The organism is Alcanivorax xiamenensis, from assembly GCF_009846745.1.
Lineage (GTDB): Bacteria > Pseudomonadota > Gammaproteobacteria > Pseudomonadales > Alcanivoracaceae > Alloalcanivorax > Alloalcanivorax xiamenensis.
Genome location: NZ_AQPF01000035.1, coordinates 1 through 26,923, shown reverse-complemented (window position 1 = coordinate 26,923; position 26,923 = coordinate 1). Strand labels below are relative to the sequence as shown.

Below are 26,923 nucleotides of genomic sequence, written 5' to 3'. Positions count from 1 at the left end.
CATGGCATTGCCGCTTATGGACACACTCATGGCGCGCCGGGCCGAGAAGGCGTTACGTGATGACGCTTATCGTTCGGGACGTGTTCATATCGCCGATTTGTTCGCCCAGGATGCACGACGTTTTGAACGTCTGAGCCTTTCCGCTTGTGGTCTGCTGGCGGACTTCAGCAAACAGAGAATTGCAGCGGGTACGCTGGAAAAGCTGCGGACGTTAGCCGAAGCGAGAGGTCTGGATGACTGGATTCGTTGCCTTTTTGATGGCGGTGAGGTGAATTGGACTGAGTCCCGTCCGGCAATGCATTGGCGCTTGCGCGAGTGCAAGAAAAATGCACCGGAGGTGCACGAGCAACTCACATTGATGGAGCATATCGTCAATCGGGTCCATTCCGGTCAATGGCGAGGGTGTCAGGGTGACGCGATCACCGACGTGGTCAATATCGGTGTGGGTGGCTCGGATCTGGGGCCGCTCATGGCATCGGTGGCATTGCACGAACACCACCCTGAAACGGGCGGGAGGCCACGTCTGCACTTCGTCTCTTCCATGGACGGCAGCCAGATCGCACCGCTGCTGGATGAATTGAACCCCGGCACTACGCTGGTGGTAATTTCCTCCAAGTCATTCACCACCATGGACACTTTGAGTAACGCGGCCACCACTCGCGCCTGGTTGGAACGGGCGTTTCCTGAGGTGAATGGCGCTTTGCTGCGCTGTCATTTCATCGGCGTTTCCGCCTGCTCTGAACGGATGACGGAGTGGGGGATTCATCAGGAAAACCAGCTCCGGCTGTGGGACTGGGTCGGTGGCCGTTATTCGCTGTGGTCTTGCATCGGCTTGCCGATCGCGCTGGCCATCGGCATGGATCAGTTCCGCGAATTTCTCGCCGGCGCTCACGATATGGACCAGCATTTCCGCAGCGCGCCCTGGGACGAAAATGTACCGGTCTCTCTGGGACTGGTGGATATATGGAACCTCAATTTCCTGAACATCACCGCCCGGGCCGTGCTGCCCTATGATGGCCGGCTGAAGCACCTCCCTGCTTATGTCGAACAGTTGGAGATGGAATCCAACGGCAAATCGGTGACTCGCTCCGGTGAGGCGGTCAAACATCACACTTGCCCGGTGATTTGGGGAGAGGTTGGCCCAAATGCCCAGCACGCGTTTTATCAGCTTCTTCATCAGGGTACTCAGCCCGTGGCCTGCGAATTCCTGGTGGCGGCGCGGCATGGCCGTCGCAACGGCAATAGCGCGGCACTGGAGCCGTTGGAAGACCAACATGGCCTGACCGTGGCCAACTGTCTGGCCCAATCACGGTTACTGGCATTTGGAGAGGCGGCGTTGACACCGGATCAGTCGTTACCGCCATTCATGCATTATCGCGGCAACCAACCCAGTACTACGCTGATGATGGACGAACTGTCGCCGCGGCAGTTAGGTGCGCTACTGGCGCTCTATGAACACAAGGTGTTCGTACAGGCAGTGATGTGGGGTATCAACCCGTTCGATCAATGGGGTGTCGAAATGGGCAAGCGTATCGCCATGGAGATGATAGACGTGCTTAATACTGGGGGCGGCATTAACGAGCTGGACGGCTCCAGCCGCGCCCTGGCCCGCTACGTTCGCGAGCGGCAACAGAACTGACGAGATTTCCCATGACGATAACGTTATCCGACACTTTATTCCGTGCTTACGACATTCGTGGCATCTTCGGCGACACGTTGACCATGGAGGCCGCCGAGCTGATCGGCCAGGCCATAGGTTCAGAGGTGTTGTCCCAGGGAGGCGGCAAGGTAGCCCTGGCGCGGGATGGGCGACTTTCCTCGCCGTCCTTGCATCAGGCTATTGGTCTTGGCCTGCGCTCCGCCGGCTGTGATGTGATCGATATTGGTTTGGTGCCGACTCCGGTTCTGTATTTCGCTACCCATCATTTTGACGGTGTCGACTCCGGAGTAATGATCACCGGTAGCCACAATCCGCCGGATTACAATGGTTTCAAGATCGTTATCAAGGGTACGGCACTATCCGGCGACGCCATCGTGGCGTTGAAAACGCGGATTCTGGACGGCGATCTGAGTCGGGGAGGAGGGCACCAGGAGCAGCGTGAGATCCTGCCTGCGTACCTGGATGCTTTGCGAGAACGGCACCAATTGGCTCGTCCGCTCAAGGTGGTGGTGGATTGCGGTAACGGTGCCGCCAGCGTCATCGCTCCGGAGGCTATCGCCGCGCTCGGGTGCGAGGTGCTGCCGCTCTATACTGAGGTGGATGGCACCTTTCCCAATCACCATCCGGATCCTGGCGATATAGAGACGCTGGCGGACTTGATGGCCATGGTTCAGGGTGAAAAGGCCGATCTCGGATTGGCCTTCGATGGTGATGGTGACCGTCTCGGCGTGGTGCTGCCAGACGGCAAGGTCGTATTCCCGGACATCTTGTTGATGGCACTGGCGGAAGATCTTCTGCGGCGTGTTCCAGGCTCGAGAGTGATCTTTGATGTCAAGTGTACGGGAGCTCTATTCGATGTGGTGCGCGCCGCTGGTGGTGAGCCGGAGATGTGGAAAACCGGTCATTCGCTGATGAAAGCCAGAATGAAGGAGACCGGTGCCCTGCTGGCAGGGGAGATGAGTGGCCACGTCTTTTTTGCTGAAGACTGGTTTGGCGTTGATGACGCGCTGGTGGCCGCGGCACGACTGCTGCGTATATTGAGCGGATACGATGATGACGCAGCGACTTTCTTCGGTCGTTACCCTGATTTGTGCACAACGCCCGAGATCACCATAACCGTTACCGAGGAAACCAAATTCGCCATCGTCGAGTACCTGCAGACCCACGCCGACCTGGGACAAGGTGAGCGCACGGTGATTGACGGTATTCGTATGGATTATGAGGACGGATGGGGACTGTGCCGTGCCTCGAACACTTCACCGAAACTGGTGACGCGTTATGAAGCCGTGGATGAGCCGGCCCTGGCACGGATCCAGCAGCGCTTCCAGGCTGCCATCGGCGACGCTGTCAACGCGGTTGGATAGTAGCGGATTCTCCGATGTCAAAACCTCAGATCGCCCATTCCAAGCGCCGCTCTGATCAGCTTCAACCACTGCCTGCCGAACGGGCGCTGGAGTGGGGCTGGGAGGCCATGCATGAGGGTCTGTGGCGTGAAGCCGTGCAGCGTTGGGCTACATTAAGGCTAGTGTACCCCGATCAGGGACCAGTTTGGATACAGGCGGGGGTGGCGCACCATCAGCTTGACGAGTACGAGTGTGCGGCGGGGTTGTTGGAGCAGGCGAGACTGCGTTTTCCAGATAACCCGAACGGCTGGATACGCGGCGCGCTGGTAGCGGCCGATGGCGGTATGACTGAGTCGGCGGTGATGCTGATGGAGCAGGCGCGTTATCGATTTCCCAATGACATCGATGTCTGGCTGACCAGTGCCGAAGTCTTGTTTCGCGCGGGAGAGCGGGCCCGGGCCGAGGCATTAAATGCTGAGGTCTGCCGGCGTTTTCCCAAGCAAGCGGCAGGTGGGTGTCAGTATGCTGAGTTTGCCATGAGGGATCATCGCTGGCAGGAAGCGCTGTCCCGCTGGACTCGGGTACGCGCGCAGTTTCCCGAACACCGGCAGGCATTTTTACGGGCTGCTGAGGCTGCTGAGCGTCTTGGCTGCGCCAGCGAGGCGAAAAAGTTGCGGATGGGCGCCAGCTTCGGTGCTGATTGGGTGAAGAGCCTGGAACAGACGGACCAACGCGATACGCAGATTCGACCCCCTGTTCGACGGAATTTAAGGGCGTTTGCTGATCTGGTGGTCACCAAGGCGCGCCTTAACCTTAAGGCGGAGGCCAACCAGAATCATTTGCGGTATCTATGGTGGATCATTGATCCACTGCTGTATATGGCGGTGTTTTATCTGGTCTTCGGTTTGCTACTGCAGCGAGGTGGTGATAACTATGTTATCTATCTATTGACTGGACTGGTGCCGTTTCAATGGTTCGCGAAGACGGTCCAGCACGCTGCGGCAACCATTATTCAAGGCCGTGGTTTGATGAACCTGGTGCGTGTTTCACCGCTATTCTTTCCGCTTGTAGCGGTAGCACAGAACACTGGAAAACAGATACCGGTGTTCATCATGCTCGTTGTTCTTCTGTTTGCCTGTGGATTTTATCCAACGGTGCACTGGCTGGCGCTGGTGCCGGTGGTTGCTATCCAACTGATGCTGATGGCGGCCATCGGCTGCCTGACGGCGATGATCATCCCGTTCTTGCGTGATCTGCTCAACCTGGTGCCCACAGGCCTGCAATTTATTCTATTCTGCAGCGGCGTGTTCTACACCGTTGATACTATCCCGGAACAATGGCACAGCTATTTTTTTGCCAATCCCATGGCTAACTTACTCCATCAGTATCGTCTGATACTGATGGAGCACCAGTGGCCGGATTGGGGAATGACGTGTTGGCTGGCGTTAGCCTGTATGGCGGGACTTGTTTTAGTGGCCTTAGTATATCGTCGGCTGGAGAGCGTGTTTCCACGGGTGGTGATCGAATGAGTGGAGACGCGATCATTTCTCTGCGTGATGTTGGCGTTCGTTATAAACGCCGTGGCGGCTTGTTTGTGCCTAGCCGGTATTATCAGGCGCTTGAAGGTATCACCTTTGATCTTTACCGAGGTGAAACTCTGGGAATCGTGGGTCGTAACGGTGCTGGAAAATCGACGCTGTTACGGCTGATCGCGGGCATAATCCAACCGGATAGTGGTCAGGTAATTAACCATGGTGTCACGGTATCGCTGCTCGCACTCCAAGCGGGTTTCGACGGGGAACTGTCCGGTATTGACAATGCGGTGATCAGCGGTATGTTGCTGGGCTACTCCCGATACCAAGTCGAAAGCCACCTCGACGAAATCGCTGCTTTCGCTGAGCTGGGTGACTTTATGGAAGAGCCGGTTAAGACCTATTCTTCGGGTATGCGATCTCGTCTTGGATTTGCGGTGGCTATCCATATGTCTCCGGATGTTCTGCTTTTGGATGAAGTTCTGAGCGTTGGTGATCAATCGTTCCGCCAAAAAGCAGAGAAAGCGATGATGAAGAAGATCTGTTCGGATCAATCGGTAGTGTTCGTATCCCACTCCGATGAGCAGATCAATCGCATCTCGGACAGAAAGATCTGTCTGGATCGATAGGGAGGAAAAAAGCTATGTGGATACGAAAACGCCGGAAAGGAAAGCGTCTCATACTGCATATCGGGCAACCCAAATCAGGAACCACTTCGATTCAGGATTTTCTTGCGTTCGATCGACAACGACTAGCGCGTCAGAATTACTTATATCCGGTCTTGGAGAACGTTGAAAATAGAAACGCGCATCATGCTTTGTCCTACTCCTTGAGAGAACGTGTCGAACGAGGGGTCCGTATTAAGGGACACGACGCGTCCCGTCAGGTCGATATCTGGGGAAGGTTGTCCGATCAGATCTCAGCAGACTGCTGCGGAACCGTGGTGCTGAGTTCCGAAGACTTCTATTTTTTGGACTATGGTGGTCGCCAGCATGGCTCGGCTATCCAGGAGCTTGGGAAATGGGCGGATCAACATTTCGATGAAGTGACCGTTCTGGCGTACCTAAATCGGCAGGATCGACACGTGGAGTCCTGGTGCAATGAGATTGTGAAACACGGTATAGACCAGACCACTCTCCCTATCGCTAAGATTGCTGACCGTCTTCCGAATTGCCATAGCAACTACGCCGGCCTCCGGAGCCGATGGATGAAAGTATTTGGTAACGGTGTGCAGTTTCGGCCATTTCAACGCTCCGCGTTAAAGGATGGTGATGCGGTCATGGATTTCTGTGATGTCATCGGCTATGAGCCGTCCACAGCAGTAAGGAATTTCGAGCGTAAAAATCTCAGAGTGACGCGCCTGGCTTTCGAAGTGCTCAGGAATGCGAATCGTTTCGAGCATAACCAGGAAGTGCATAGAGTTTGTGTAAAGGCGCTTCAAGAGATCGCTCCGGAAGATTCACGGGATGACCTAAAGGTCAACCCGGGACTCTTCTTCGAGGAGGCGATGCGGGAAAAATGGAGGGTTTCGAATGCGAAGTATGATATCGGGTTCGAAGATCCCGAGTTAAAGCAGGCGGTTGGTGACCCTGTGCCCTATTCGCTTTGGCAACCAGAGGACCTTGTTCCTGTCGAGGTGAAGGCGAGACATCTGATGGGATCGAATGAACGGAGAGTAGCGGCTGCGGGTGCGCTTCTGATGGCGGCGGTTGAGGTAATGAGGGCCACTGAATGAGTGTTTGTTTGCAGAATATTGTATTTCCCGACGCTGAGTTATGCGCTGAGCTTGACTTGTACCTACGGCTGGTTTCAGGCGCCACTTATTCCTACAGTTCGAAAGTGTTGATGCTGAAGAGCGGAAGCTCAGTGAGTTCGAACACTCTGTATGGTGCTTTCAGTGTTTGTAAATGGAGGGAATACACTGAGCTCAATCAGCTTTCCTTACAAATCAGGTTTCAAGGTGATCTGTTAATTCGAATCTGGGGAGCAAGCCAGCACTGCTCAAAAGAGTTGATTTTGGAGAAACGGGCCTCAACTCCAAGTTCTGGAGTGCAAAAAATAGAGATATCAAAGGCGCTATCAGAGCTTGAATATGATTCCTTGTATGTGGAGCTGGTCTCTTTATCGGAATCGGAAGTCTATTCCATGGAGTTCTGTACGCAACAGACTCCTTCTCAGGATGTCGCTCTCGCCATTGTGATCACCACATTTAATCGACCGAATGATATCAAAGCGACCGGAGCCAGACTTTCTCAGTTTCTTGAGCAGGTCAATCAGGAGGGGCTGTCGATCCAAACCTTTGTTATCAATAACGGTGATGAGATACCGGTTAATGAAACGCCTTACCTGAAGGTCATAAATAACCCGAATCTGGGGGGGGCGGGCGGTTTCTCTCGGGGGCTTGTGGAAGCTCGAAAAAACGCTTCGTTTACCCACTGTCTTTTCATGGATGATGATGCTTCTTGTGAGACCAGTTCGCTGGTACTGGCCTGTCGATTCCTGGCGTTTTCCAGATTTGATGATCTGGCATTGTCTGGAGCCATGTTGAAGAGCAACATAAAATACATGCAACACGAGGCTGGTGCACGGTTTCACGGCCTGGTAAAGCCACTAAAATCCAATCTTGACCTGCGCGGTTACTCCAATGTCATTTTCAATGATCTTCCGGAGCGTGTGGATTACGGTGCTTGGTGGTTCTTTTTATTTCCCCTGGATCGAGTCAAACATCTTGCCTTCCCTTTTTTTGTGCGTGGCGACGACATCGAATTTTCCCTAAGCCACGATTTCAGAATTATCACTTTAAATGGGGTGTCTACATGGCAGGATGACTTTGCCGAGAAATCAGGCCCTATGGTGACTTACCTTTCCACGCGTTCGACTTTGGTGACCTCGTTGCTACATGGCGGCTGGTTTAAGACGTGGTTGTGGTTCGCTGTGTCAGCACTGAAATCGGGGTTCGGCTTATGCTACGACCGAACCATGGCCCACTGCCAGGCGGCTGAGGATGTTCTTGATGGCACGGATTTCTGGTCCGAAAATGTGGATATGAAGGGGCGTCGCGCATTGATCAATGAGCAGACCCGGTATGAGCGAAATCTGGATGGAGGCTCCACTCCCAATGCAATGGGTCATTCGTTCAATAAGAAGGAGGGCGCCTTTCACAAGATGGCCCGATTCTTGACTTTGAACGGCCACCTGATTCCTGAATCCCTGTTCAGGCGTCCTGCTGTAGTCTCCTGTGATTTCTCGTTGTCGCCTTTCACGAGAGTATCTTTTCTTCGTCGGGAAGTTATTTATACGCGTCGAGGTCGGCCAGTGTTCATTGCCCGTCATGACAAACGGTATTTCTTTTTGGTAATGACCCGGGCCTTCTCTCTGTGGTGCAAGCTAGCCCTGCGCGGGAAGATATTACAGAAAAAGTATGGATCAGCGCATTCGGAATTAACCAGCGCTGCGTTTTGGCAGCGTCATTTCTTTCCCTCCGACAGATAATGGAGATGCCGTAATGAATATACTCATGGTTGGAGCCGGTTTCTCATGTGCGGTTGTCGCCAGGGAGCTGGCCAACGCTGGCCATAAGATCTCCATCGTGGAGCAACGCCCTCATATCGCCGGTAACTGCCACACCGAACGCGACGGTGAGACCGGGGTGATGGTGCACGTTTATGGACCCCATATCTTTCACACCGACGATGTGGAGGTGTGGGAGTATGTAAATCGCTTTTCGACCTTCAAACCTTATGTGAACCGGGTAAAAAGCACGGTTGGTGGCTCGGTGTTCTCTCTACCTATTAACCTTCATACCATCAATCAGTTCTTTGGAAAGACATTGCGGCCGGATGAAGCGAAGGCATTTATCCAGGCTCAGGCGGATACATCGATTGAGAATCCGCGGACCTTTGAAGAACAGGCATTGAAATTTGTCGGCGCTGATCTGTATGAAGCGTTCTTCAAAGGCTATACCAAGAAGCAGTGGGGTTGCGAGCCGTCGGAGCTGCCGGCCAGTATTCTCAAGCGCTTGCCAGTGCGTTTCAACTATAACGACAACTACTTCTTCCATCGCTTTCAAGGCATGCCGGAACATGGCTACACAGCCTTGATCGAAGGGATTCTCGACCACGAGAACATCAGTGTACGTCTCAATACGGCGTTTGAACGCGGTATGATGTCGACGTTCGACCACACCTTTTATTCAGGGCCTTTGGACGGCTATTTCGGTTATAGCGAAGGACGGCTTGGTTATCGGACATTGGATTTCGAGCGTTTTATCTATGATGGTGACTATCAGGGATGCGCAGTGATGAACTACGGTGAGGAGCGGGTGCCGTATACCCGTATCACCGAACATAAGCACTTCTCTCCTTGGGAAGAGCATGAGGGTAGCGTGTGTTACCGTGAGTACAGCCGGGCCTGTGGCGTCGATGATATTCCTTATTATCCGATCCGGTTGGTGGAGGAAAAGGCGATGCTGTCCCGTTACGTGGAATTGGCGGAAAGCGCGGAAGGCGTGACTTTTGTCGGGCGCCTCGGAACCTATCGCTATCTTGATATGGACGTCACCATCCGCGAAGCATTGGATACCGCGCGAGATTACCTGAGGGCACTGCGTGAGAATACCCGTGTCCCTGCGTTCTTCGTCAACCCAATCTGAGGAACTACCGCCCATGACCTCTCTGGTCGCCGTTGTCGTTACCTACAACAGGCTCGAGCATCTTAAAGTCGCGGTGTCCGCCCTGGAGCAGCAGCGCTGCGACGCCATTGTTGTGGTGGATAACTGTTCCACTGATGGTACCCGTGAGTGGCTGTGGCAAAGGGAGGGGGAAAGTGGCCGGTTGGATGTGGTCTTGGCACCGCGTAACCTTGGGGGCGCCGGTGGCTTCGAACTGGGTTTCGGCCACGCGCTGTCACGATATCGCCCGGATTGGCTGGTGTGCTTCGATGATGACGCTTATCCCATGCCCGGATCGTTTCAGGCGTTCCTGGAATCGGATCTGGACGGGATAGATGCTGCCGCGGCGGCGGTCTACTTTCCGGATGGGCGTATCTGTGAGATGAACCGCCCCAGCCTTAATCCATTCTGGCATCTGCCCCGCTTTATTCGCACTGTCTTGGGAGGTGGCCGGAAAGGGTTCCATATCGACGATGAGGCCTATCAAGCCGAGCAGCCTGTCCGTATCGATTCGACCTCCTTTGTCGGTTTCTTTGTTCGCAAGGAAATGGTGGAGCGTATCGGCTTACCGGAGGGTCGCTTATTTATCTATGGAGATGATGTTCTTTATACGCTGATGATTTCCCGTGCCGGAGGCCGTATTCGTTTCCTGCCCTGGGTGCGTTTTGCGCACGATTGTTCCACCTTCAATAATGGTGCCCGCACATATGCGCCTTTATGGAAGGCCTATTACACTTACAGGAACGGTTTGCGGGTATATCATACCGCGGCTGGTGCCCTATTCTGGTTGTTTGCTCCGATGAAGATCACCCAATGGCTGGCCCAGGCCCGCTTGTATGATCACCCCGGGGCTTACCTGAAGGTCACCCGGTTGGCGATTATGGATGCGCTAAAGCAGCGCTATGACCGGCCGCACGACTCAGTGGTTGCCTTGTGTCAGCAGGCATCTAGCGGGCGCCAAAACCGGTGAAGATGGTACGGATGGTTTTCAGCACGATGAGAACATCAAGACCGAAGCTCTGATGCTTGATGTAGTAAAAGTCGTGCTCCACTTTCTTGCGGGTCTCTTCCAGGCCGGCCACATAACCCTGTTGAACCTGGGCCCAACCCGAGATGCCGGGTTTGACGATGTGTCGGTAGCTGTAGAAGGGGACTTTCTTCTCGAACTCCTGCGCGAATGGTGGTTGCTCCGGGCGCGGGCCGATCAAGCTCATGTTCCCGATCAGAACATTCCACAGTTGTGGCAGCTCGTCCAGACGGCTGCGGCGTAGTGCTCGGCCCAGAGCAGTGATGCGATGTTCGTCTTCGTCGGCGAAGCGTGCCTGATCAGAGCAATTGTCGATGTTCATTGAACGGAACTTGAGCATTCGGAATGGGCAATTACCGACCCCCATTCTTTCCTGAATGAACAGTGCGGGCCCTTTACTCTCCAGTTTTACCGCGATACCGATCAGCAGACAAAGCGGTACGACAAGGGGGGCGAGCAGCAGTGTGCCGCTGATGTCCATGAGGCGCTTGCCCAGCAGGTACAGAGGGTTGGGTTGGAAGGCCGTGAAATCAGAACTGTTCAACATGTCCAGGTTAACACTCCCGCTCACTGCTTCCTGGAGTGAACGACGGTTGAAAACCGGGATGCGGCGGCTGTGGTGCCGGGCAATGAATCGTACCCATTCATCGCTCAGAGGGGTGTCCATATCCACCACCAGTGCGTCGAAGCGGCGCGGATCATCCGCATCACACAGGTATAGAAACCGGAAATGCTCATCGTCATTATGGCATTCCAGTAGCTGGGTGCCCGGTACCACCGCCAATTTCATATAGCGGAAGCGGGCTTTTACCGCCACGGCCAATATCTGCTGTAGCAGGATCAGTGTAAAGCCGAGAAACAGGGGCAGTCGCGCATAGCCCAGACGCAGGGCCAGCACCGCGAGGGTCGCGAATCCAAGGGTGATGCCGGTGACGCTGAGCTGGTAGGGCAGTAAATAGCCTCCAGGATATTGACTAAGTGCACGGGAGAAACAGAGGTTGGCACTGAAGGCGGCCGCCAGAATGAAAAGAGTGGTGACTTGATTGTCGTCGGTTGGCAACCAGGTGTGGTAAGCGAGCCAGAAAGGAGCGAGCAAAACCAGGCAGAAAGAGACGCAGTGCCAGAGAGGAGCGTTGAGCAGAATGCGCTCGTACCAGCGTTGGTGCCTCGTGGGCTCAAGCAGGTAGCGATGGCTGGATTCAAGTTGCTGGGCGATGCCGCCCTGGCTCGTGCTCATCTGACCCTCATGTCATCCCGCGGATAGCGCCGGAGTTCGTTGGTTGCTCGCCGAAACCGGCGAAAGGCTGCCGTTGAGGGATTGAGTCATTTTTGAGGGCGTATTGCTTTGTGCTCTTCCCCAAATAGAAACAATTTTACCAATGGGTGTTGACCCCGGTGGATCGGGGCAGGAAGAGTGGAGGAGAGGTGATGAGGAGGGCTTATCGTCCGGCCGCTCAATCCGCGCACAAAGAAAAAGGGCCTATCCGATGATGGATAGGCCCCTTTCTATTTGGCTCCGCCTGCTGGGCTCGAACCAGCGACCCGCTGATTAACAGTCAGCTGCTCTACCAACTGAGCTAAGGCGGAATGTCTTGAGGCCGCGTATATTAGTGGCGACCCTCGGGGGCGTCAACACCCCCGAGTCCGTTTGTTGCTTATTTGTTCAATGCCTGCTCGATACGGCGCACGGCTTCCTTCAGGGTGTCGAGGCCGACGGCGAAGGACAGGCGCATGCAGCCGGGGGCGCCGAAGGCGGAACCCGGTACCAGGGCGACGCCGGCGGTGTCGAGCAGCTTGGTGGCAAGCTCGGTGCAGCTGGAGACGTCGTCCATCTCGGCGATGGCGCTGGAGAAGTCCGGGAAGGCATAGAAAGTGCCGTCACCGGGGGCGCAGCTCACGCCGGGCAGCTTGTTCAGCGCGTCCACCAGGTAGTCGTGACGCTCCTTGAACGCCTTGACCATGTCCGCCACGCATTGCTGATCGCCGGCCAGGGCCGCTTCGGCGGCGGCCTGACTGATGGAGGCCGGGTTGGAGGTGCTCTGGCTCTGCACCTTCTTCATGGCGCCAATCAGCTTCTGCGGGCCGGCGGCGTAGCCGATCCGCCAACCGGTCATGGAATAGGCCTTGGAGACGCCGTTCATGACCACAGTGCGGTCGTACAGGTCCGGGCAGGCGTTGACGATGTTCACGAACGGCTGGCCAGTCCAGAGGATGTGCTCGTACATGTCGTCGGTGGCGACCACGATGTCCGGGTGCTGCTTAAGCACTTCACCCAGCGCCGCCAGCTCTTCCTTGGTGTAGGCCATGCCGGACGGGTTGGACGGGCTGTTGATCACGAACAGGCGGGTTTTCGGCGTGATCGCCGCGGCCAGCTGCTCCGGGGTGATCTTGAAGCGGTTTTCCAGTGTGGTTTCCAGGATCACCGGTACGCCACCAGCCACTTTCACCATGTCCGGGTAGCTGACCCAGTAAGGGGCCGGGATGATCGCTTCGTCGCCGTCGTTGAACAGGGCCAGGGCCATGTTGAAGAAGCTCTGCTTGCCGCCGCTGGAGACCAGCACCTGAGCGGGTTCGTAGCTCAGACCGTTCTCACGCTTGAACTTGTCGACGATGGCCTGTTTCAGGCCGGGAGTGCCGTCCACCGCGGTGTATTTGGTCTTGCCGGCATGGATCGCCTCAATGGCGGCCTGTTTGATATGATCCGGGGTATCGAAATCCGGCTCACCGGCGCCCAGTCCAATAATGTCCTTGCCCTGAGCACGCAGTTCGGCGGCCTTGGAGGTCACCGCCAGGGTCGGGGAAGGCTTGATACGTTGGACGCGGTCGGAAAGGTTGATATCGGACATGCACTCCTCATCTATCGGATGATGATTGGAACCCGGTTTTGACACGGACCGGGGCACGCAATATTACCGCATCCGGCCCGGATCTCATAGGGTGGCGCCACCATATGGGACCGGTGGGCAGTCCGTGATAGCGTGGCCCGCGGCCGCTCCCACGGCCCCCTGACCAACGGGTCAATCACTACTGACAAAGGCTGTCGGGAGGCGGGCGGATACTGGCTCGCGCCGCTCTTACCCTACAGCAGTACAGCCCCACAGCAGGACAGCGATACACCATGGCAGACACCGCGTTCAAGTTGCACTCGGATTACCAGCCCTCCGGGGATCAGCCCACCGCCATCGCGCAGTTGGTGGAGGGCCTGGAGGATGGGCTCGGTCATCAGACCCTGCTCGGGGTGACCGGGTCGGGCAAGACGTTCACCATGGCCAACGTGATCCAGCAGGTGCAGCGTCCGACCCTGGTGATGGCGCACAACAAGACCCTGGCCGCCCAGCTGTATGGCGAGTTCAAGGCGTTTTTCCCGGAAAACTCAGTGGAGTACTTCGTTTCCTATTACGACTACTACCAGCCGGAAGCCTACGTGCCCAGCTCGGACACCTTTATCGACAAGGATTCCTCGGTGAACGAGCACATCGAGCAGATGCGCCTGTCCGCCACCAAGGCCATTATCGAGCGTCCGGACACCATCATCGTCGCCACGGTATCCGCCATATACGGTCTGGGCGATCCGGCCAGCTACCACGCCATGGTGCTGCATCTGGTGCGTGGTGATCATATCGATCAGCGCGACCTGCTGCGGCGCCTGGCGGAGCTGCAGTACACCCGCAACGAGATGGACTTCCGCCGCGCCACCTACCGGGTGCGCGGCGACGTGATCGACATTTTCCCGGCGGAGGAAGAGAGCTCGGCGGTGCGCCTGGAGCTGTTCGACGACGAGATCGAGGACATCAGTATCTTCGATCCGCTCACTGGCGAGGTGATCAAGCGGGTGGGGCGCGTCACCATTTACCCCAAGAGCCACTATGTGACGCCCCGGGAGACCGTGCTCAAGGCCATCGAGATGATAAAGGAGGAGCTGGCCGACCGCCTCAAGCTGTTGCGGGACAGCAACAAGCTGGTGGAGGCACAACGGCTGGAGCAGCGCACCCGTTTCGATATCGAGATGCTTCAGGAACTGGGCTACTGCAATGGCGTGGAGAACTACTCGCGGCTGTTTTCCGGCCGTCAGCCCGGCGAGGCGCCGCCGACGCTGTTTGATTATCTGCCGTCGGATTCGTTGTTGATCATGGATGAGTCCCATGTCACCGTGCCGCAGCTGGGTGCCATGTACAAAGGCGACCGCTCCCGCAAGGAAACCCTGGTGGAATACGGCTTCCGGCTGCCCTCGGCGCTGGACAACCGGCCCCTCAAGTTCGAGGAATGGGAGCGGCTGGCGCCGCAGATGGTGTTCGTCTCCGCCACGCCGGGCCCCTACGAGGAAAAACACGCCGGCCAGGTGGTGGAGCAGGTGGTGCGGCCCACCGGCCTGGTGGACCCGGCCATCGAGATCCGCCCCGCCGGCAGTCAGGTGGACGACCTGCTGGGCGAGGCCCGGGAATGCATCGCCAAGGGCGAACGGGTACTGGTAACCACGCTGACCAAACGGATGGCGGAAGACCTCACCGAATACCTGAACGAAAACGGCATCAAGGTGCGCTACCTGCACTCCGACATCGACACCGTGGAGCGGGTGGAAATCATCCGCGACCTGCGTCTGGGCAAGTTCGACGTGCTGGTGGGGATCAACCTGTTGCGTGAGGGCCTGGATATGCCGGAAGTGGCGCTGGTCGCCATTCTCGACGCCGACAAGGAAGGCTTCCTGCGTTCCGACCGCTCCCTGATCCAGACCATCGGCCGGGCGGCGCGCAACATCCATGGCCGGGCCATCCTCTACGCCGATCAGGTCACCGGCTCCATGCGCCGCGCCATCGGCGAAACCGAGCGCCGCCGGACCAAACAGATCGAACACAACGAGGCACACGGCATCACCCCGCAAGGATTGACCAAGCAGGTGCGGGACATCATGGATGACGCTTACACCACTGGCGCCGGCCAGCCGGAGCGCAAGCGCACCCGCAAGGTGGCGGAGGACCGCGAGAAATATGTGGCTCGCTCACCGGCGGAGGTGGCCAAGGAAATCGATCAGTTGGAAGCGAAGATGATGGAGCACGCCAAGAACCTGGAGTTCGAACAGGCCGCCGCTCTGCGCGACCGCATCCACCGCCTGCGGGAAGAAGGCTTCATGCGGTGAGTTCCTTCGCCTGCAAGCAGGCTTCCCACAGCGGCGCTGTAGACGGGCTGTGGGAAGCCTGCTTGCAGGCGAATCGTTGGCAGCGACGTCTCGCTACCCCACCTCCGGCATCACCTCCGGGCTCAACTCCTTCACCCAGATCAGCGTCCCGGCGATCACCGCCACCGGCATGATGAACAGATTCACCAGCGGCAGCATGGTCAGCCCCATCACCAGCGAGCCGAACGTCAGCACCAGCCAGCGCTTGCGCTTGAGCCGCGCCAGCATTTCCTCGAACGAGATCTGACGGTTATCCGCGCCATAATCAATGTACTGCATGCCCAGCAGCCAGCCGGACCACAGGAACCACACCGCCGACGCGAAGACATTCACCACTGGGATAAAATAAAGCACCACCACCACGAACAGTACCAGTAGCGCCCGCCACAGCCAGTACAGGGTCTTGCGGATTTCCCGTTTGAAGGTCCGCCAGATCATGGCGCCGATGGACTCGTCCGGCATCGGCCGATTGGTGACCTGGATATCCACCTTCTCCGCCAGAAACCCCATGAACGGCGCGGCGATCAGCTGTACGCCCAGGGTGAAGACGCTGGCGAACACCCCCAATAACAGAATCCACACCAGCACCACCGCCGCGTTGGCCAGAAACTGAATCAGCCCGTTGAGAAAGCTCAACCCGCCATCGAGCGCCCAACCCGCGGTCACCGCCGAAATCCAGCCCCCGATCCAGGTCGCGGAAAGCCAGTACAGCACCCCGAACACCAGCACGTTAAAGGCCATCGGCACCATGACATACCAACGCAGGCCTGGGCTGCGCGCCAGACTGAAGGCCTGACTCAAATAGGAAAACGCACGACTGATCTGCTGCACGGTCCACCCTGTCTTCGGCTACGGAAACACCGCGGAGTCTAACGGGGTGGGGGAGGGGTGCCAATGGCAACGGAGTGGTGAGATGATCGAGTGCAAAGAGGCGTAAGTCTTGACTGGTATGAAGAAACGAGTATGACTATGGAAAAGGCGGCTGCGCTATTTTTTGCCCTTGGCGTTCTGGGGGCTCTTATATCCGTACACGTATACACACGCTCAGAACTGAAGAAAATGGGCAGTGACATGACCATGAGGGATTTTGAAAGGCATCTCTCTTGGCTCTCTATAGGGCGAAATAATCTGGTCGGCACGAATCTGAATGATAAAGAGAAAGAACTGATTTTAAAGATTTTCAGGCGTTTCAGGTTTATGATTAGCGGTGTCGCTTTTGTGTTTTTTCTTCTTTTTTTGTTTAAAGTGTTTTAGACAGAGCTAGCCCTCCTTATCCTCCAACCCCAACCTCTGATGCCATTCGGCAATACTCTCCTCGGGATAGCCGTCAAAACATTTGTCGTGCTTGCCGGCTTCCACCTCCACCCAGTTGGCTTTGCTGTCCAGTAGCAGATGAACCCGTTCGGGCGGAATCGGCAGGTCGGTGTCGATGGCCGAGGCGAACGGATGGACCAGTTCCGGCCAGCGCGGATCGTATACCCACAGGGTGCTGGCGCAATGCCGGCAGAAGTGACGCTCTCCCGGGCTTTTCTCTCCGTTCTCTCCGTCGATGACGGCATGGTAGATGCTCTTGTGCTCGGCGCCTTCCACGGAAAGGGTTTCGGCGTGGCCGCTGAGGTTGATGGCGTAGCCGCCACCGCCGGCGGTTTTGCGGCAGATGGAGCAGTAGCAGCGTTGGTAGGGGTAAGGGTGCGGTGACTCGACACTGAAACGTACCGCGCCGCAGTGGCAGGAACCTTGAAGCAACATGATCTGGCCTCCTGAAGTCTGTCCGGGCTGGATTGAGGGTAGGATCGTTGGTCTGGGTGGGCAACAGGCGGTCCCCAATCCGATACCCGGATGATAGGATGCGTGGCCCCACGAACGTATTGATGGAGCGCCGATGTTGTCGCAACGGACTTTGCTGTTTCCTCTTGCCTGCCTGATCACCCTGATTCCGCTCAGTGCCGAAGCGGCGCCGGAATGGGCGGACCCGGATCATCCGGAGATCGACTACAGCGGCACCTATGGCATGCTCGCCAGTGAAAACGGCTTCAAGGAGATGATGGGCTGGTGGGCCTATGGCGAAAGCGGGGCCGCGTACAGCAACATTGAATCCCTGAAGAGCGCCGCCAATCAATCCGTGCTCATGCGCGAGCACGATCACACCCGGTTCGAAGCCGAATGTGTGGATGGCAAACTGGCCTTGGTGGTGACTCATGCGCCGGGTATGGGCAAGGGGCCGGATGCTTTCGCCGTCACCGACAGTGGCGATATCGAGGTGGTTTACAGCGTCGATGGTGGTGAGGCGCATAAAACCACCTGGCCCGATCTGTTCGAGGGGACATCCGCCGGGCTGCGTCAGGATGAGGCGTATCGGTTCATGAAGGTCTTGGAAAAGGCGGATGACCTGGTCTTGAGGATGCACAGCTCCGACGGCTCTCCGCTGGAGCTGAATTTCGCCCTGGCCGGTGCGGAAGAGGCCTTTGCTCCGGTTCTGGAGGCTTGTGGTTACGAGTAGAGGGGAAAGAACTACAGGAAACTTTTCACCATCGTCGCGGGTGAGATTATCGAGCTTTCCGCTGGTGGCCGGTCCCGTAGTAGTCCGTCGCCTGTGATCAGAATCGCCCCGTGCTCCGAGGACAGAAGATCCCAGAGATGATTATCGCCAGGGTCGGGAGCGTCTCCGCCTATTCCTGATGTGGGGTCGTGCCAAACCGCATTGGCCGTGATAACCGTTAAAAGATCATCAATCTCAGATTCTTTCAGGCCATGCAGGCGTACTAGTTTTGGCCTTAGTAATACGGCCCTGTATTCCTGTAATAGGGCAGGGGAAATCAGGTAAATAATATTCCCTGCCAACATGGCATCGACGATGCGAGCCGTCGCGCTGGAGGTGACGGCGGTTATCAGCCCGGCGACCAGCACATTGGTATCAACAATAAACACTCGTTTGACTGTTATCACCGTTGCGTCCGGGTCTCTTCAACGGCGAGAAGTAACGCTTCTTCCTCGTTGAGCTGCGCGTTGGTTCTTGCTTTTGCCACCAGGGCGCGGGCATCCGCCAGTGGTTTGATACCTCTGAGGATAAGACTTTCTTCAATGATCTGACCGATGCTTCGGCCCTGCCGCGCGGCGGTTTCTTTGAGAGCCTGATGAAGGCTGTCGTCCAGTGTGATGGTTAGTCTGCTCATTGATGCTTTCTCACAATATCACCATAACACCAGTGTAGTTTCTGAACGCGAAGTTCAGCAAGGTCATTTTCCAGGCCCGGCTCCAGAAGGCCCCCCCCCCTCACACGGAAATCCTCAACTCCACTCCCAGCGCTTTTAATACCCGCACCACAGTGTCGAACCGCGGCTTGGCGCCGGGGCTGAGGGCCTTGTACAGGCTCTCCCGGCCCAGCCCCGAGGCACGGGCGATTTCACTCATGCCCTTGGCACGGGCCACATGGCCGATGGCATCGATCAGTTCGTTGTGGTCGCCGCTGGCCAGAACCTGGGACAGGTATTCGGCAATGGTGGCCTCGCTGTCCAGGTGGCGAGCGAGGTCAAAAGGTCGGACGCCGAGGTCTTTCAGTGTGCTGTCATGGTGTTTCATGATGGCCACCTTGCTGTTGTCTTCTGATGAGCTTTGCCAGCGCCTGGGCGCGCCGGATATCGCGCTCTTGTGATGCCTTGGTGCCGCCGGTCAGTAACAGGCAGGTACCTGGGGCCGGATACATGTAATAGATGCGATAGCCGGGCCCCAGGTGCAGGCGTATTTCGTGGAGCCGGTTTCCCAAGTATTTATGATCGCCGATCTGCCCGTTGCGCAAACGATCCAGCCGGCGAAGCAACGCCGCCTTGCCAACGGGGTCTCTCACTTTGGACAGCCAGAGGCGAAACTCCTGAGTGTCCAGTATGGTATAAGTCTGGATTGTATCCTTTTGGATACGATTGTCAAGGCTGAGATGTTCGGAAGCGGAAGAGGCTTTCCCACCAGGGGAACCGGAGGCGTCGGGGGCGTTCATGGCAAGTGCTCGCTGACAGGGGCCTGTTTTTAGTATTGAGGGGGAGGGCCAGCGGGTCTGTCGGCCAGATCGGAAAGGTCTGTAAGCTGAGTGCGTGCAAAGGGTAAGCCAGGCACCAGATGATATGTGTTTTTATGCGCAAATAGAGGTTTTGATACCCATTCCGTCCCCTAAGTCCTTTGCGTGATGAATTCAGGGCGGCATGTCGCTAGACTAACCGGTTTAGACGGTTTGTCCGTGGCCGGCGATGGTGTGGCCGGGCAGGGACGGTTCGCGGGAAGCGAGTAGCGCACTCTTATGAGACTGAAAAGCATCAAGCTGGCGGGGTTCAAATCGTTCGTGGATCCCACGACGGCCTTGTTCCCGGATAACCTCACCGCCGTGGTGGGGCCCAATGGCTGTGGCAAGTCCAATATCATCGACGCCGTGCGCTGGGTGATGGGGGAGTCCTCCGCCAAGCATTTGCGTGGCGAGTCCATGGCGGACGTGATCTTCAATGGCTCCAACTCCCGCAAACCGGTGGCGCAGGCCTCCATCGAGCTGGTGTTCGATAACGCCGAAGGCAAGGTTCAGGGCGAATACGGCAAGTTCAGCGAAATCTCGGTGCGGCGTCTGGTGACCCGGGACGGCCAGTCCAATTACTTCCTCAACGGCGCCAAATGCCGCCGCAAGGACATCTCCGATATCTTCATGGGCACCGGTCTCGGCCCGCGCAGTTACGCCATTATCGAGCAGGGCATGATCTCCCGGTTGATCGAGGCGAAGCCGGAAGAGCTGAGGGTGTACATCGAGGAGGCCGCCGGCATCTCCAAGTACAAGGCCCGCCGCCGCGAGACCGAGAACCGCATGCGCCGCACCCGGGAGAACCTGGAGCGCCTGACCGACATTCGTGACGAACTGGAACGGCAGCTGGAGCGCCTCAGCCGCCAGGCCGCCGCGGCGGAGAAATACAAACAGTACAAGGAAGAGGAGCGGCACAAGAGTGCCCAGCTCAAGGCCCTGCGCTGGCAGGGGCTGGACCATCAGGTCAAGCAGCTGGATCTGGTGATCGGCGAGTTGGACGTGAGCATGGAGGCCAAGGTGGCCGAGCAGCGCCACGTGGACGCCGAGATCGAGCGGTTGCGCGAGGGGCATAACGAGGCGCAGGAGCACTTCAATCAGGTGCAGCAGCACTTTTATGCGCTCGGCGCCGAGGTGGCGCGGCTGGAGCAGAGCATCCAGCATCAGCGCGAGCGCCACCAGCAGTTGCATGAGGAGTTCGAGCAGGTCCGGGCCAGTTGGAAAGAGGCCGATGAGCACCAGCGTCTGGATGGCGAAAAGCTGGCCATGCTGGAGGAGCAACTGGCGGAGCTGGAGCCACGCCTGGAAGAGAGCGGCGAGTTGCAGGACAGCGCCACCGAGGCGCTGACCCTGGCCGAGGAGGCCATGCAGGAGTGGCAGCAGCAATGGGAAACCTTCAATAACCGGGCCGGCGAGTCCCGCCGCCAGGCGGAGGTGGAACAGTCCCGCATCCAGCATCTGGAGAAATCCATCGAGCGCCTGCGCGACCGCATGGGGCGGCTCGAAAAGGAGCAGGAGTCCCTGGACTCCGGCCCGCTGGCCACCGAGATGCGTGAGTTTCAGGAGCAGGTGGCCGAGCTGCGGATGCAGCGCGAAGAAAGCGAGATGAGCAGCGAGCGGCTGCAGGAAGAGATCAACCAGCTGCGCCGCCAGAACGGTGATCGCGGCCGTGAGCTGGATGACGCCCGTGAGCGGCTGCAAACCCTGCGTGGCCGGCATACTTCCCTGGAGGCGCTGCAGAAGGCGGCGATGGGGGATGACGGCGCGGTGAGTGAATGGCTCACCCGCCACGAGTTGGATGACCATCCGCGTCTGGCGGACCGCATCAACGTGGCCGAGGGCTGGGAAAAAGCCGTGGAAGCGGTGCTCGGCGATGCCCTGCAGGCGGTGGCCGTGGAAGGGCTGGAGCGGGTCGGCGACTGGCTGGCGGACCTGACCCATGGCCGCGTTGCCATGGTGCAGCCGGGATTGGCGGGTGCCGCCGCGGATAACAAAGGCACGCCGTTACGGGACAAGGTCTCCGGCACTGCCCCGGAAGGGCTGTTGGCCGGAGTGTACGTGGTGGAGGATTTGCCCGGGGCGCTGTCCCTGCGCGGGCAATTGAGTCCCGGTGAGTCGGTGGTCACCCGCGACGGCATCTGGCTGGGGCCGGACTGGCTGCGTGTGGTGCGGGAAGAGGACCAGGAAGCGGGCATCCTGGAACGCCGCCGGCAGCTGGAAGAACTGGAACAGCAGATCGAGACTCTGACCACCACGGTGGATGACCTCAAGGCACGCCTGGAAGAGAACCGCGAGCAGGTGGCGGCGCTGGAGGAAGAGCGCGAGGAGACCCAGCGCCAGGGCAGCCGGCTGAGCCGGGAACTGGGGGAAGTCAACGCCCAGGTCAGCGCCCGCCAGGTACGCCTGGAACAGATCACCATGCGCCAGGAACGGCTCGGCCGCGAGCTGGAGGAAACCCGCGGTCAGCTCGAACAGGAACAGGAGCAGATCAAGGAAGCACGGACGGTGCTGGCGGAAGCTCTGGACGCCATGGAGCAAGACTCCGGTGAGCGCGAGGCGCTGCTGTCGCGGCGCGACGATTACCGTCTGCGTCTGGACGAAGCCCGGCAGCAGGCGCGGCAACATCGCGATCAGGCCCACCAACTGGCCATGGAGGCCCAGGGCGCCCGTACCCAGGCGGATGCTCTGCGCCAGAACCTGGCCCGTCTGGAAGGGCAGGTGGCCAGCCTGGCGGAGCGTAAAGCGTCTCTGGAAAGCCAGCTCAGCGAGGGCGGCGACGATCTCGGCCTGGAGCTGCAACAGCAGTTGGAAGAAAAACTGGAGCTGCGTCTGGAAGCGGAACAGAAGCTGGCCGATGCCCGCCGGAGTCTGGAAGACGTGGAACACCAGATGCGCGATCTGGAAGGCCGCCGTGGCCAGTTCGAACGTCAGGCCCAGGAAGTGCGTGACGCCATCAACCAGAAGCGCATGCTATGGCAGGAACTGAGCACCCGCCGGCAGACCGTGGCCGAGCAGCTCGGCGAGCAGCACTTCGATCTGGAGACGGTGCTGGCCAATCTGCCGGAGGACGCCGACGAGCAGGCCTGGAATCAGGATCTGGAGCAAATTGCCCAGCGCATTGCCCGGCTCGGCCAGATCAACCTGGCCGCCATCGACGAATACCAGCAACAATCCGAGCGCAAGCAGTATCTGGATCAGCAAAACGAGGATCTGGAAGACGCGCTGCGCACCTTGGATAACGCCATTCGCAAGATCGATCGTGAGACGCGGACCCGCTTCAAGGAATACTTCGACCGTATCAACAAGGGGCTGCAGGCGCTGTTCCCGAAGGTGTTCGGCGGCGGGCACGCCTACCTGGAGCTGACCGGCGAGGACCTGCTGGATACCGGCGTGGCGATCATGGCGCGGCCGCCGGGTAAGCGCAACAGCACCATCCACCTGCTGTCCGGGGGCGAAAAGGCGCTTACCGCCTTGTCGCTGGTGTTCAGTATTTTTGAACTCAACCCGGCACCGTTCTGTCTGTTGGATGAGGTGGACGCGCCTCTGGATGATGCCAACGTGGGTCGCTTCTGTAATCTGGTGCAGGAAATGTCGTCCCGGGTGCAGTTCATTTATATCACCCACAACAAGATCGCCATGGAAATGGCCCATGCTCTGATGGGCGTGACCATGCACGAGCCCGGCGCCTCGCGTCTGGTCTCGGTGGATGTGGAAGAGGCGGCCGAGATGGCGGCCATGTAGCCGTGGCCACGTAACCGCGATGATGATGTAACAAGAGACAAACAGGCCCGGGGCAATCGGGCCGCTAAACTGCTTATATTTTTATGTAACCAGGACACGCTCTAAAGAAGTTTTACCTTATCGGCGTGAATCGCCCGGCTTCCGTGCCGATAGCGCTTTGACAGCGGCGGGCGTGTAGCGAATGATTATCTGAACTGACGTTTAACCCTAATGTGGTGCTCGTGTGGGGCACACGCTAAGGAAGGGGCAAATGGGCCTGAATTTGGAAACACTGATCGGCATTCTGGTTATTCTGATTCTGCTGATTCTGGCCGACGGTGTGCGAAGAATGATCCGCGAACGGCATGGGCGCTTGCGTATGCGCATCGATCGCCGTTTCCGCCGTCCGACGGGCGAAGAAGATGAAGAAGACGACTTTCTCGAAAGCAACCCGGAAGTGATCGGCCGCCCCCGGGTGGTCAGCCGTGGCGCCGATGGCGCGCCGTTGCCGGAGGATCGCGAGGATCCGCCGATCATGATGGAAGAGGACGACCCGCTGGACGAGGACGGCCGGCGGGCCGAGCAGCAGAACCTGTTCGATGATGAGCCGGAAATGGCATCGGATCCGGACCGGAGCCGGGAAGAGGGGCTGCCGTCCATGCGCGCCAGCCGGGAGCCGCCGGAGGACGAACTGGAAGCCGAGCCGCAACCGGCTGGTGAGGCGCCCCGGACCCGCTCCGAAGCCCGCCAGCCCCGTCGCGAGGCGCCGCCGCCGGACCGGCAGGTGCAGGAAGTGATCGTATTCCATCTGATCTCTCGCCGTCCGGACCGTTTCGACGGCGAGGCGATGCTGCGCTATCTGCTGGAATGCGGACTGCGCTTCGGCGAAATGAACATCTTCCATCGTCACCGGGAAGGGGACGAGTATCCGGAATTCTCCGTGGCCAACGCCGTGGAGCCTGGAACCTTTGATATCCAGACCATGGAAGAGCAGGAGTTCGCCGGCATCACGTTCTTCATGCAATTGCCGGGGCCACAGGATCCGCTGGCGTCCCTGGATCGCATGCTCACCACTGGCCGGCGCATGGCGGAAGGGCTGTACGGTGACCTGCGTGATGAACAACACAGCGTATTGACGCCGCAGACCATGGAACACCTGCGCCAGCGTGTGCAGGAGTTCGAACGGCGCCAGCGCGTTTCTCATAGCGGTTGATGGCGGTTCCTGGACCGCTGCTGTCCCACGGTTGTGGGACGGCCCGTTACGCGCAACACATTGATTCGCTGCCCAGGCAGCTTCCCACAGCGGTTCCGTTGCTCTCTGTGGGAAGCTGCCTGGGCAGCGAATCGGCACCGTCCCCCAGCGCCTGTCGAAAGCAAGGACTCACCCCACCGTGACCTCGAAGAACATCCCGTCTCCCGCCGAGCAAATCAAACAACTGCGGGATCAGCTCAACGACTGGTCCTACCGGTATTACGTACTGGACGATCCGGCCGTTCCCGACGCGGAATACGATCGCCTGTTCCGCCAGTTGCAGGCATTGGAAAGCGAGCATCCGGATCTGGTCAGCCCGGATTCGCCAACCCAGAGGGTAGGGGATGTGCCGCTGGAAGGCTTCAATGAAGTGCGTCATGCCGTGCCCATGCTGAGTCTGGGCAACGCGTTCAGTGACGACGAACTGCGCGACTTCGATCAGCGCGTTCATGAGCGTTTGGACGTGAGCGGCGGTATCGATTACGTGGCCGAGCCCAAACTCGATGGTCTGGCGGTGTCGCTGGTCTATGAGAATGGTGAACTGGTGCGCGGCGCCACCCGCGGCGACGGTGAGACCGGCGAGGACATCACCGCCAACGTGCGCACCATCAAGTCGATCCCGCTGCGCCTGCGTGGCGAGAATCCGCCGGCCTTGATGGAAGTGCGTGGCGAGGTGGTGATGACCCATCACGGCTTCGCCGAGCTGAACCGGCGTCAGGCGGAGGCGGAGCAGAAAACCTTCGCCAACCCCCGCAACGCCGCCGCCGGCAGCCTGCGGCAACTGGATTCGCGTATTACCGCCCAGCGCCCGCTGGAGTTCTACGCCTATTCCCTGGCACAGCTGGACGGCGAATCCTGGCCGGATCGCCATTCCGCCATCCTTGAGCGGTTGCGCCAATGGGGGCTGCGGGTGAACCCGGAAGTGAAGCTTTGCGATGGCGTGGACGCCTTGCTGGCCTTCTACCACGACATCCTGGAACGTCGGGATCAACTGGATTATGACATCGACGGCGTGGTCTACAAAGTGGACCGGCTCGACTGGCAGCGTGACCTGGGCTTCGTCAGCCGCGCGCCGCGCTGGGCCGTCGCGCACAAGTTCCCGGCGCAGGAAGAGATTACCGTCCTCAACGGGGTGGACTGGCAGGTGGGGCGCACCGGGGCGCTGACGCCGGTGGCGAAACTGGAGCCGGTGCAGGTGGGCGGCGTCACCGTCAGCAACGCCACCCTGCACAACATCGATGAAATCCGCCGTCTGGATATCCGGGTCGGCGACACCGTGGTGGTGTACCGGGCCGGCGACGTGATTCCCAAGGTGGTGCGGGCGGTGCCCGAGCGGCGGCCGGATAACGCCGAGGAAATTGATTTGCCAGCCGCATGTCCGGTGTGCGGCAGCGATATCTTTCGCGCCGAGGGCGGTGTGGTGGCGCGCTGCACCGGTGGCCTGATCTGCGGTGCCCAGCAACGGGAAGCGATCAAACACTTCGCCTCGCGGCGGGCCATGGATATCGAGGGGCTGGGCGAGAAGTTGGTGGACGCATTGGTGGACCAGCAACTGATCGCCACCGTGGCCGATCTGTACCGGCTGCAAGCGGAGCCGGTGGCGGACCTGGAGCGCATGGGCGAGAAGTCCGCCGCCAATCTGATCGAGGCGTTGGAGCATTCCAAATCCGTGAGTCTGGAGCGCTTCCTGTTCGCCCTTGGCATCCTGCAGATCGGCGAGGAAACCGCCAAGGCACTGGCCGATTGCTTCGGCGATCTGGATACCATCCGGCGGGCGCCACTGCTGTTGTTCCTGGCGGTGCCGGACGTGGGGCTGGAAGTGGCCAAAGCGATTCATGCCTTCTTCCGTGAGCAACACAACGAGGACGTCATCGACGGTCTGCTGGCGGAAGGCGTCCAGCCGCGCGCCAATGGTCATCCCTCCGCGGCCTTCGTGCGGGAACTGACGCTCGGGTACTTCCTCAAGGCGGCCAAGCGCCTCGGCATGGCGCTGGACGGCGTCGGAGAAAAGTCCCTGGAAACCCTGGGCGGCCATTATAAGACCGTGGCGGCTCTCGCCGAGGCCGATGCCGATGAGGCACCGGTTCGCCCGGCCATGCTGGCGCAGGTGCACAACGCGCTGAAACAGGACGATTGGCGGCAGCGGCTGGAGCAGGCCGAGGCGCAGGCCGCCGGGTTGTCCGCAAAGGCGCCTCGGGAAGTGGCGGAGCAGGCCCTGGAAGGGCAGACCTGGGTACTGACTGGTACCTTGTCCCGGCTGACCCGTGACCAGGCCAAGGCCCATCTGCAAAGCCTGGGTGCCAAGGTGGCCGGCAGTGTATCGAAGAAAACCCATTGCGTGGTGGCCGGCGAGGCCGCCGGTTCCAAGCTCACCAAGGCGGAAGAGCTCGGGGTGGCGGTGATGGATGAGGACACCTTCGTCGATTTTCTCGCCGGCCATGGCATCGTTGTGTAAGGCGGGAATTGGTACATTCGCTTGCCAGCAAGTTTCCCACA

The 26,923-nt window shown here is 58.6% G+C and carries 22 protein-coding genes and 1 tRNA gene; 14 read left to right on the top strand and 9 right to left on the bottom strand.

All coding sequences use genetic code 11. The features are described 5' to 3' along the window. The first annotated feature begins 1 nt into the window (after position 1). From pgi to A6D6_RS16420, 8 genes are all read left to right on the top strand, one after another. A complete protein-coding gene (pgi, locus tag A6D6_RS16455; protein WP_236564139.1) occupies positions 2 to 1,639 on the top strand; it encodes a glucose-6-phosphate isomerase in 1,638 nt (545 codons plus the stop codon). 11 nt (positions 1,640 to 1,650) lie between these two features. Next, positions 1,651 to 3,024 carry a phosphomannomutase/phosphoglucomutase gene (locus A6D6_RS16450; protein ID WP_159661316.1) on the top strand — a complete coding sequence of 458 codons (1,374 nt, stop codon included), beginning with the start codon at positions 1,651 to 1,653 and terminating at the stop codon, positions 3,022 to 3,024. A gap of 14 nt (positions 3,025 to 3,038) precedes the next feature. Continuing rightward, a complete protein-coding gene (locus tag A6D6_RS16445) occupies positions 3,039 to 4,532 on the top strand; it encodes an ABC transporter permease (RefSeq protein WP_236564138.1) in 1,494 nt (497 codons plus the stop codon). Next, positions 4,529 to 5,164, top strand: coding sequence for an ABC transporter ATP-binding protein (locus A6D6_RS16440; RefSeq protein WP_133493095.1), 636 nt, complete (start codon positions 4,529 to 4,531; stop codon positions 5,162 to 5,164). The genes A6D6_RS16445 and A6D6_RS16440 overlap by 4 nt, the downstream gene beginning before the upstream one ends. 14 nt (positions 5,165 to 5,178) lie before the next feature. Further along, positions 5,179 to 6,270, top strand: coding sequence for a hypothetical protein (locus tag A6D6_RS16435; RefSeq protein ID WP_159661315.1), 1,092 nt, complete (start codon positions 5,179 to 5,181; stop codon positions 6,268 to 6,270). A 131-nt stretch (positions 6,271 to 6,401) separates the two neighbouring features. Continuing rightward, positions 6,402 to 8,027, top strand: coding sequence for a glycosyltransferase (locus tag A6D6_RS16430; RefSeq protein ID WP_159661314.1), 1,626 nt, complete (start codon positions 6,402 to 6,404; stop codon positions 8,025 to 8,027). Between the two features lie 13 nt (positions 8,028 to 8,040). Next, positions 8,041 to 9,186: a UDP-galactopyranose mutase gene (gene glf / locus A6D6_RS16425; RefSeq protein WP_133493092.1), complete on the top strand. Its 1,146-nt coding sequence runs from the start codon at positions 8,041 to 8,043 to the stop codon at positions 9,184 to 9,186. A 13-nt stretch (positions 9,187 to 9,199) separates the two neighbouring features. Further along, positions 9,200 to 10,174 carry a glycosyltransferase gene (locus A6D6_RS16420; RefSeq protein ID WP_159661313.1) on the top strand — a complete coding sequence of 325 codons (975 nt, stop codon included), beginning with the start codon at positions 9,200 to 9,202 and terminating at the stop codon, positions 10,172 to 10,174. Here the strand turns inward: A6D6_RS16420 and A6D6_RS16415 are convergent. The 3 genes from A6D6_RS16415 to A6D6_RS16405 form a co-directional block, all read right to left on the bottom strand. Beyond that, the gene (locus A6D6_RS16415) at positions 10,152 to 11,468 is read right to left on the bottom strand and encodes a sugar transferase (protein ID WP_133493090.1); all 1,317 of its coding nucleotides are present in this window, start codon (positions 11,466 to 11,468) and stop codon (positions 10,152 to 10,154) included. The genes A6D6_RS16420 and A6D6_RS16415 overlap by 23 nt on opposite strands. A 274-nt stretch (positions 11,469 to 11,742) precedes the next feature. Continuing rightward, positions 11,743 to 11,818: transfer RNA gene (locus tag A6D6_RS16410), tRNA-Asn, on the bottom strand. A gap of 68 nt (positions 11,819 to 11,886) precedes the next feature. Further along, positions 11,887 to 13,077, bottom strand: coding sequence for a pyridoxal phosphate-dependent aminotransferase (locus A6D6_RS16405; RefSeq protein ID WP_133493089.1), 1,191 nt, complete (start codon positions 13,075 to 13,077; stop codon positions 11,887 to 11,889). A 272-nt stretch (positions 13,078 to 13,349) separates the two neighbouring features. Here A6D6_RS16405 and uvrB point away from each other — a divergent pair, with 272 nt between their 5' ends. Continuing rightward, positions 13,350 to 15,365 (top strand): excinuclease ABC subunit UvrB, encoded by a 2,016-nt coding sequence (gene uvrB, locus A6D6_RS16400; protein ID WP_159661312.1) that lies wholly within the window; start codon positions 13,350 to 13,352, stop codon positions 15,363 to 15,365. 93 nt (positions 15,366 to 15,458) lie between these two features. Here the strand turns inward: uvrB and cysZ are convergent, their stop codons facing one another. Then, positions 15,459 to 16,235, bottom strand: coding sequence for a sulfate transporter CysZ (gene cysZ, locus A6D6_RS16395; RefSeq protein WP_159661311.1), 777 nt, complete (start codon positions 16,233 to 16,235; stop codon positions 15,459 to 15,461). A 132-nt stretch (positions 16,236 to 16,367) separates the two neighbouring features. Here cysZ and A6D6_RS16390 point away from each other — a divergent pair, with 132 nt between their 5' ends. After that, positions 16,368 to 16,658, top strand: coding sequence for a hypothetical protein (locus A6D6_RS16390; RefSeq protein WP_159661310.1), 291 nt, complete (start codon positions 16,368 to 16,370; stop codon positions 16,656 to 16,658). A gap of 6 nt (positions 16,659 to 16,664) precedes the next feature. Here A6D6_RS16390 and A6D6_RS16385 read toward each other — a convergent pair whose 3' ends face one another. Beyond that, a complete protein-coding gene (locus tag A6D6_RS16385; protein ID WP_159661309.1) occupies positions 16,665 to 17,153 on the bottom strand; it encodes a GFA family protein in 489 nt (162 codons plus the stop codon). Positions 17,154 to 17,286: 133 nt separating this feature from the next. Between A6D6_RS16385 and A6D6_RS16380 the strand changes: the two genes are divergently transcribed. After that, a complete protein-coding gene (locus tag A6D6_RS16380; RefSeq protein ID WP_159661308.1) occupies positions 17,287 to 17,904 on the top strand; it encodes a hypothetical protein in 618 nt (205 codons plus the stop codon). 11 nt (positions 17,905 to 17,915) lie between these two features. On the opposite strand, the gene A6D6_RS16375 is transcribed toward A6D6_RS16380, so the two are convergent. The 4 genes from A6D6_RS16375 to A6D6_RS16360 form a co-directional block, all read right to left on the bottom strand. Continuing rightward, positions 17,916 to 18,350 (bottom strand): putative toxin-antitoxin system toxin component, PIN family, encoded by a 435-nt coding sequence (locus A6D6_RS16375; RefSeq protein WP_201303820.1) that lies wholly within the window; start codon positions 18,348 to 18,350, stop codon positions 17,916 to 17,918. After that, complete coding sequence (locus A6D6_RS16370) at positions 18,347 to 18,577, bottom strand: ribbon-helix-helix protein, CopG family (RefSeq protein ID WP_133493527.1); 231 nt, start codon at positions 18,575 to 18,577, stop codon at positions 18,347 to 18,349. The genes A6D6_RS16375 and A6D6_RS16370 overlap by 4 nt, the downstream gene beginning before the upstream one ends. A 100-nt stretch (positions 18,578 to 18,677) precedes the next feature. Next, entirely contained in the window at positions 18,678 to 18,983 is a 306-nt protein-coding gene (locus A6D6_RS16365) for an addiction module antidote protein (RefSeq protein ID WP_159661307.1), read from the bottom strand. Further along, on the bottom strand, positions 18,970 to 19,395 hold the full coding sequence (locus A6D6_RS16360) for a type II toxin-antitoxin system RelE/ParE family toxin (RefSeq protein WP_159661306.1): 426 nt from the start codon (positions 19,393 to 19,395) through the stop codon (positions 18,970 to 18,972). Before A6D6_RS16360 ends, A6D6_RS16365 begins: the two co-directional genes overlap by 14 nt. Before the next feature lie 297 nt (positions 19,396 to 19,692). Between A6D6_RS16360 and smc the strand changes: the two genes are divergently transcribed. From smc to ligA, 3 genes are all read left to right on the top strand, one after another. Next, a complete protein-coding gene (gene smc, locus A6D6_RS16355; protein ID WP_159661305.1) occupies positions 19,693 to 23,196 on the top strand; it encodes a chromosome segregation protein SMC in 3,504 nt (1,167 codons plus the stop codon). A gap of 250 nt (positions 23,197 to 23,446) precedes the next feature. Further along, a complete protein-coding gene (gene zipA / locus A6D6_RS16350) occupies positions 23,447 to 24,388 on the top strand; it encodes a cell division protein ZipA (protein ID WP_133493530.1) in 942 nt (313 codons plus the stop codon). A gap of 178 nt (positions 24,389 to 24,566) precedes the next feature. Continuing rightward, positions 24,567 to 26,882, top strand: a complete 2,316-nt coding sequence (gene ligA, locus A6D6_RS16345; protein ID WP_159661304.1) for an NAD-dependent DNA ligase LigA — start codon at positions 24,567 to 24,569, stop codon at positions 26,880 to 26,882. Positions 26,883 to 26,923 lie beyond the last annotated feature (41 nt).

Excerpts from the sequence above, each read along its gene's own strand:
- pgi (WP_236564139.1), top strand. The coding sequence starts at position 2 with ATGGCATTGCCGCTTATGGACACACTCATGGCGCGCCGGGCCGAGAAG.
- A6D6_RS16450 (WP_159661316.1), top strand. The coding sequence starts at position 1,651 with ATGACGATAACGTTATCCGACACTTTATTCCGTGCTTACGACATTCGT.
- A6D6_RS16445 (WP_236564138.1), top strand. The coding sequence starts at position 3,039 with ATGTCAAAACCTCAGATCGCCCATTCCAAGCGCCGCTCTGATCAGCTT.
- A6D6_RS16440 (WP_133493095.1), top strand. The coding sequence starts at position 4,529 with ATGAGTGGAGACGCGATCATTTCTCTGCGTGATGTTGGCGTTCGTTAT.
- A6D6_RS16435 (WP_159661315.1), top strand. The coding sequence starts at position 5,179 with ATGTGGATACGAAAACGCCGGAAAGGAAAGCGTCTCATACTGCATATC.
- glf (WP_133493092.1), top strand. The coding sequence starts at position 8,041 with ATGAATATACTCATGGTTGGAGCCGGTTTCTCATGTGCGGTTGTCGCC.
- A6D6_RS16420 (WP_159661313.1), top strand. The coding sequence starts at position 9,200 with ATGACCTCTCTGGTCGCCGTTGTCGTTACCTACAACAGGCTCGAGCAT.
- A6D6_RS16415 (WP_133493090.1), bottom strand. The coding sequence starts at position 11,468 with ATGAGCACGAGCCAGGGCGGCATCGCCCAGCAACTTGAATCCAGCCAT.
- A6D6_RS16405 (WP_133493089.1), bottom strand. The coding sequence starts at position 13,077 with ATGTCCGATATCAACCTTTCCGACCGCGTCCAACGTATCAAGCCTTCC.
- uvrB (WP_159661312.1), top strand. The coding sequence starts at position 13,350 with ATGGCAGACACCGCGTTCAAGTTGCACTCGGATTACCAGCCCTCCGGG.
- A6D6_RS16390 (WP_159661310.1), top strand. The coding sequence starts at position 16,368 with ATGACTATGGAAAAGGCGGCTGCGCTATTTTTTGCCCTTGGCGTTCTG.
- A6D6_RS16385 (WP_159661309.1), bottom strand. The coding sequence starts at position 17,153 with ATGTTGCTTCAAGGTTCCTGCCACTGCGGCGCGGTACGTTTCAGTGTC.
- A6D6_RS16380 (WP_159661308.1), top strand. The coding sequence starts at position 17,287 with ATGTTGTCGCAACGGACTTTGCTGTTTCCTCTTGCCTGCCTGATCACC.
- A6D6_RS16370 (WP_133493527.1), bottom strand. The coding sequence starts at position 18,577 with ATGAGCAGACTAACCATCACACTGGACGACAGCCTTCATCAGGCTCTC.
- A6D6_RS16365 (WP_159661307.1), bottom strand. The coding sequence starts at position 18,983 with ATGAAACACCATGACAGCACACTGAAAGACCTCGGCGTCCGACCTTTT.
- A6D6_RS16360 (WP_159661306.1), bottom strand. The coding sequence starts at position 19,395 with ATGAACGCCCCCGACGCCTCCGGTTCCCCTGGTGGGAAAGCCTCTTCC.
- smc (WP_159661305.1), top strand. The coding sequence starts at position 19,693 with ATGAGACTGAAAAGCATCAAGCTGGCGGGGTTCAAATCGTTCGTGGAT.
- zipA (WP_133493530.1), top strand. The coding sequence starts at position 23,447 with ATGGGCCTGAATTTGGAAACACTGATCGGCATTCTGGTTATTCTGATT.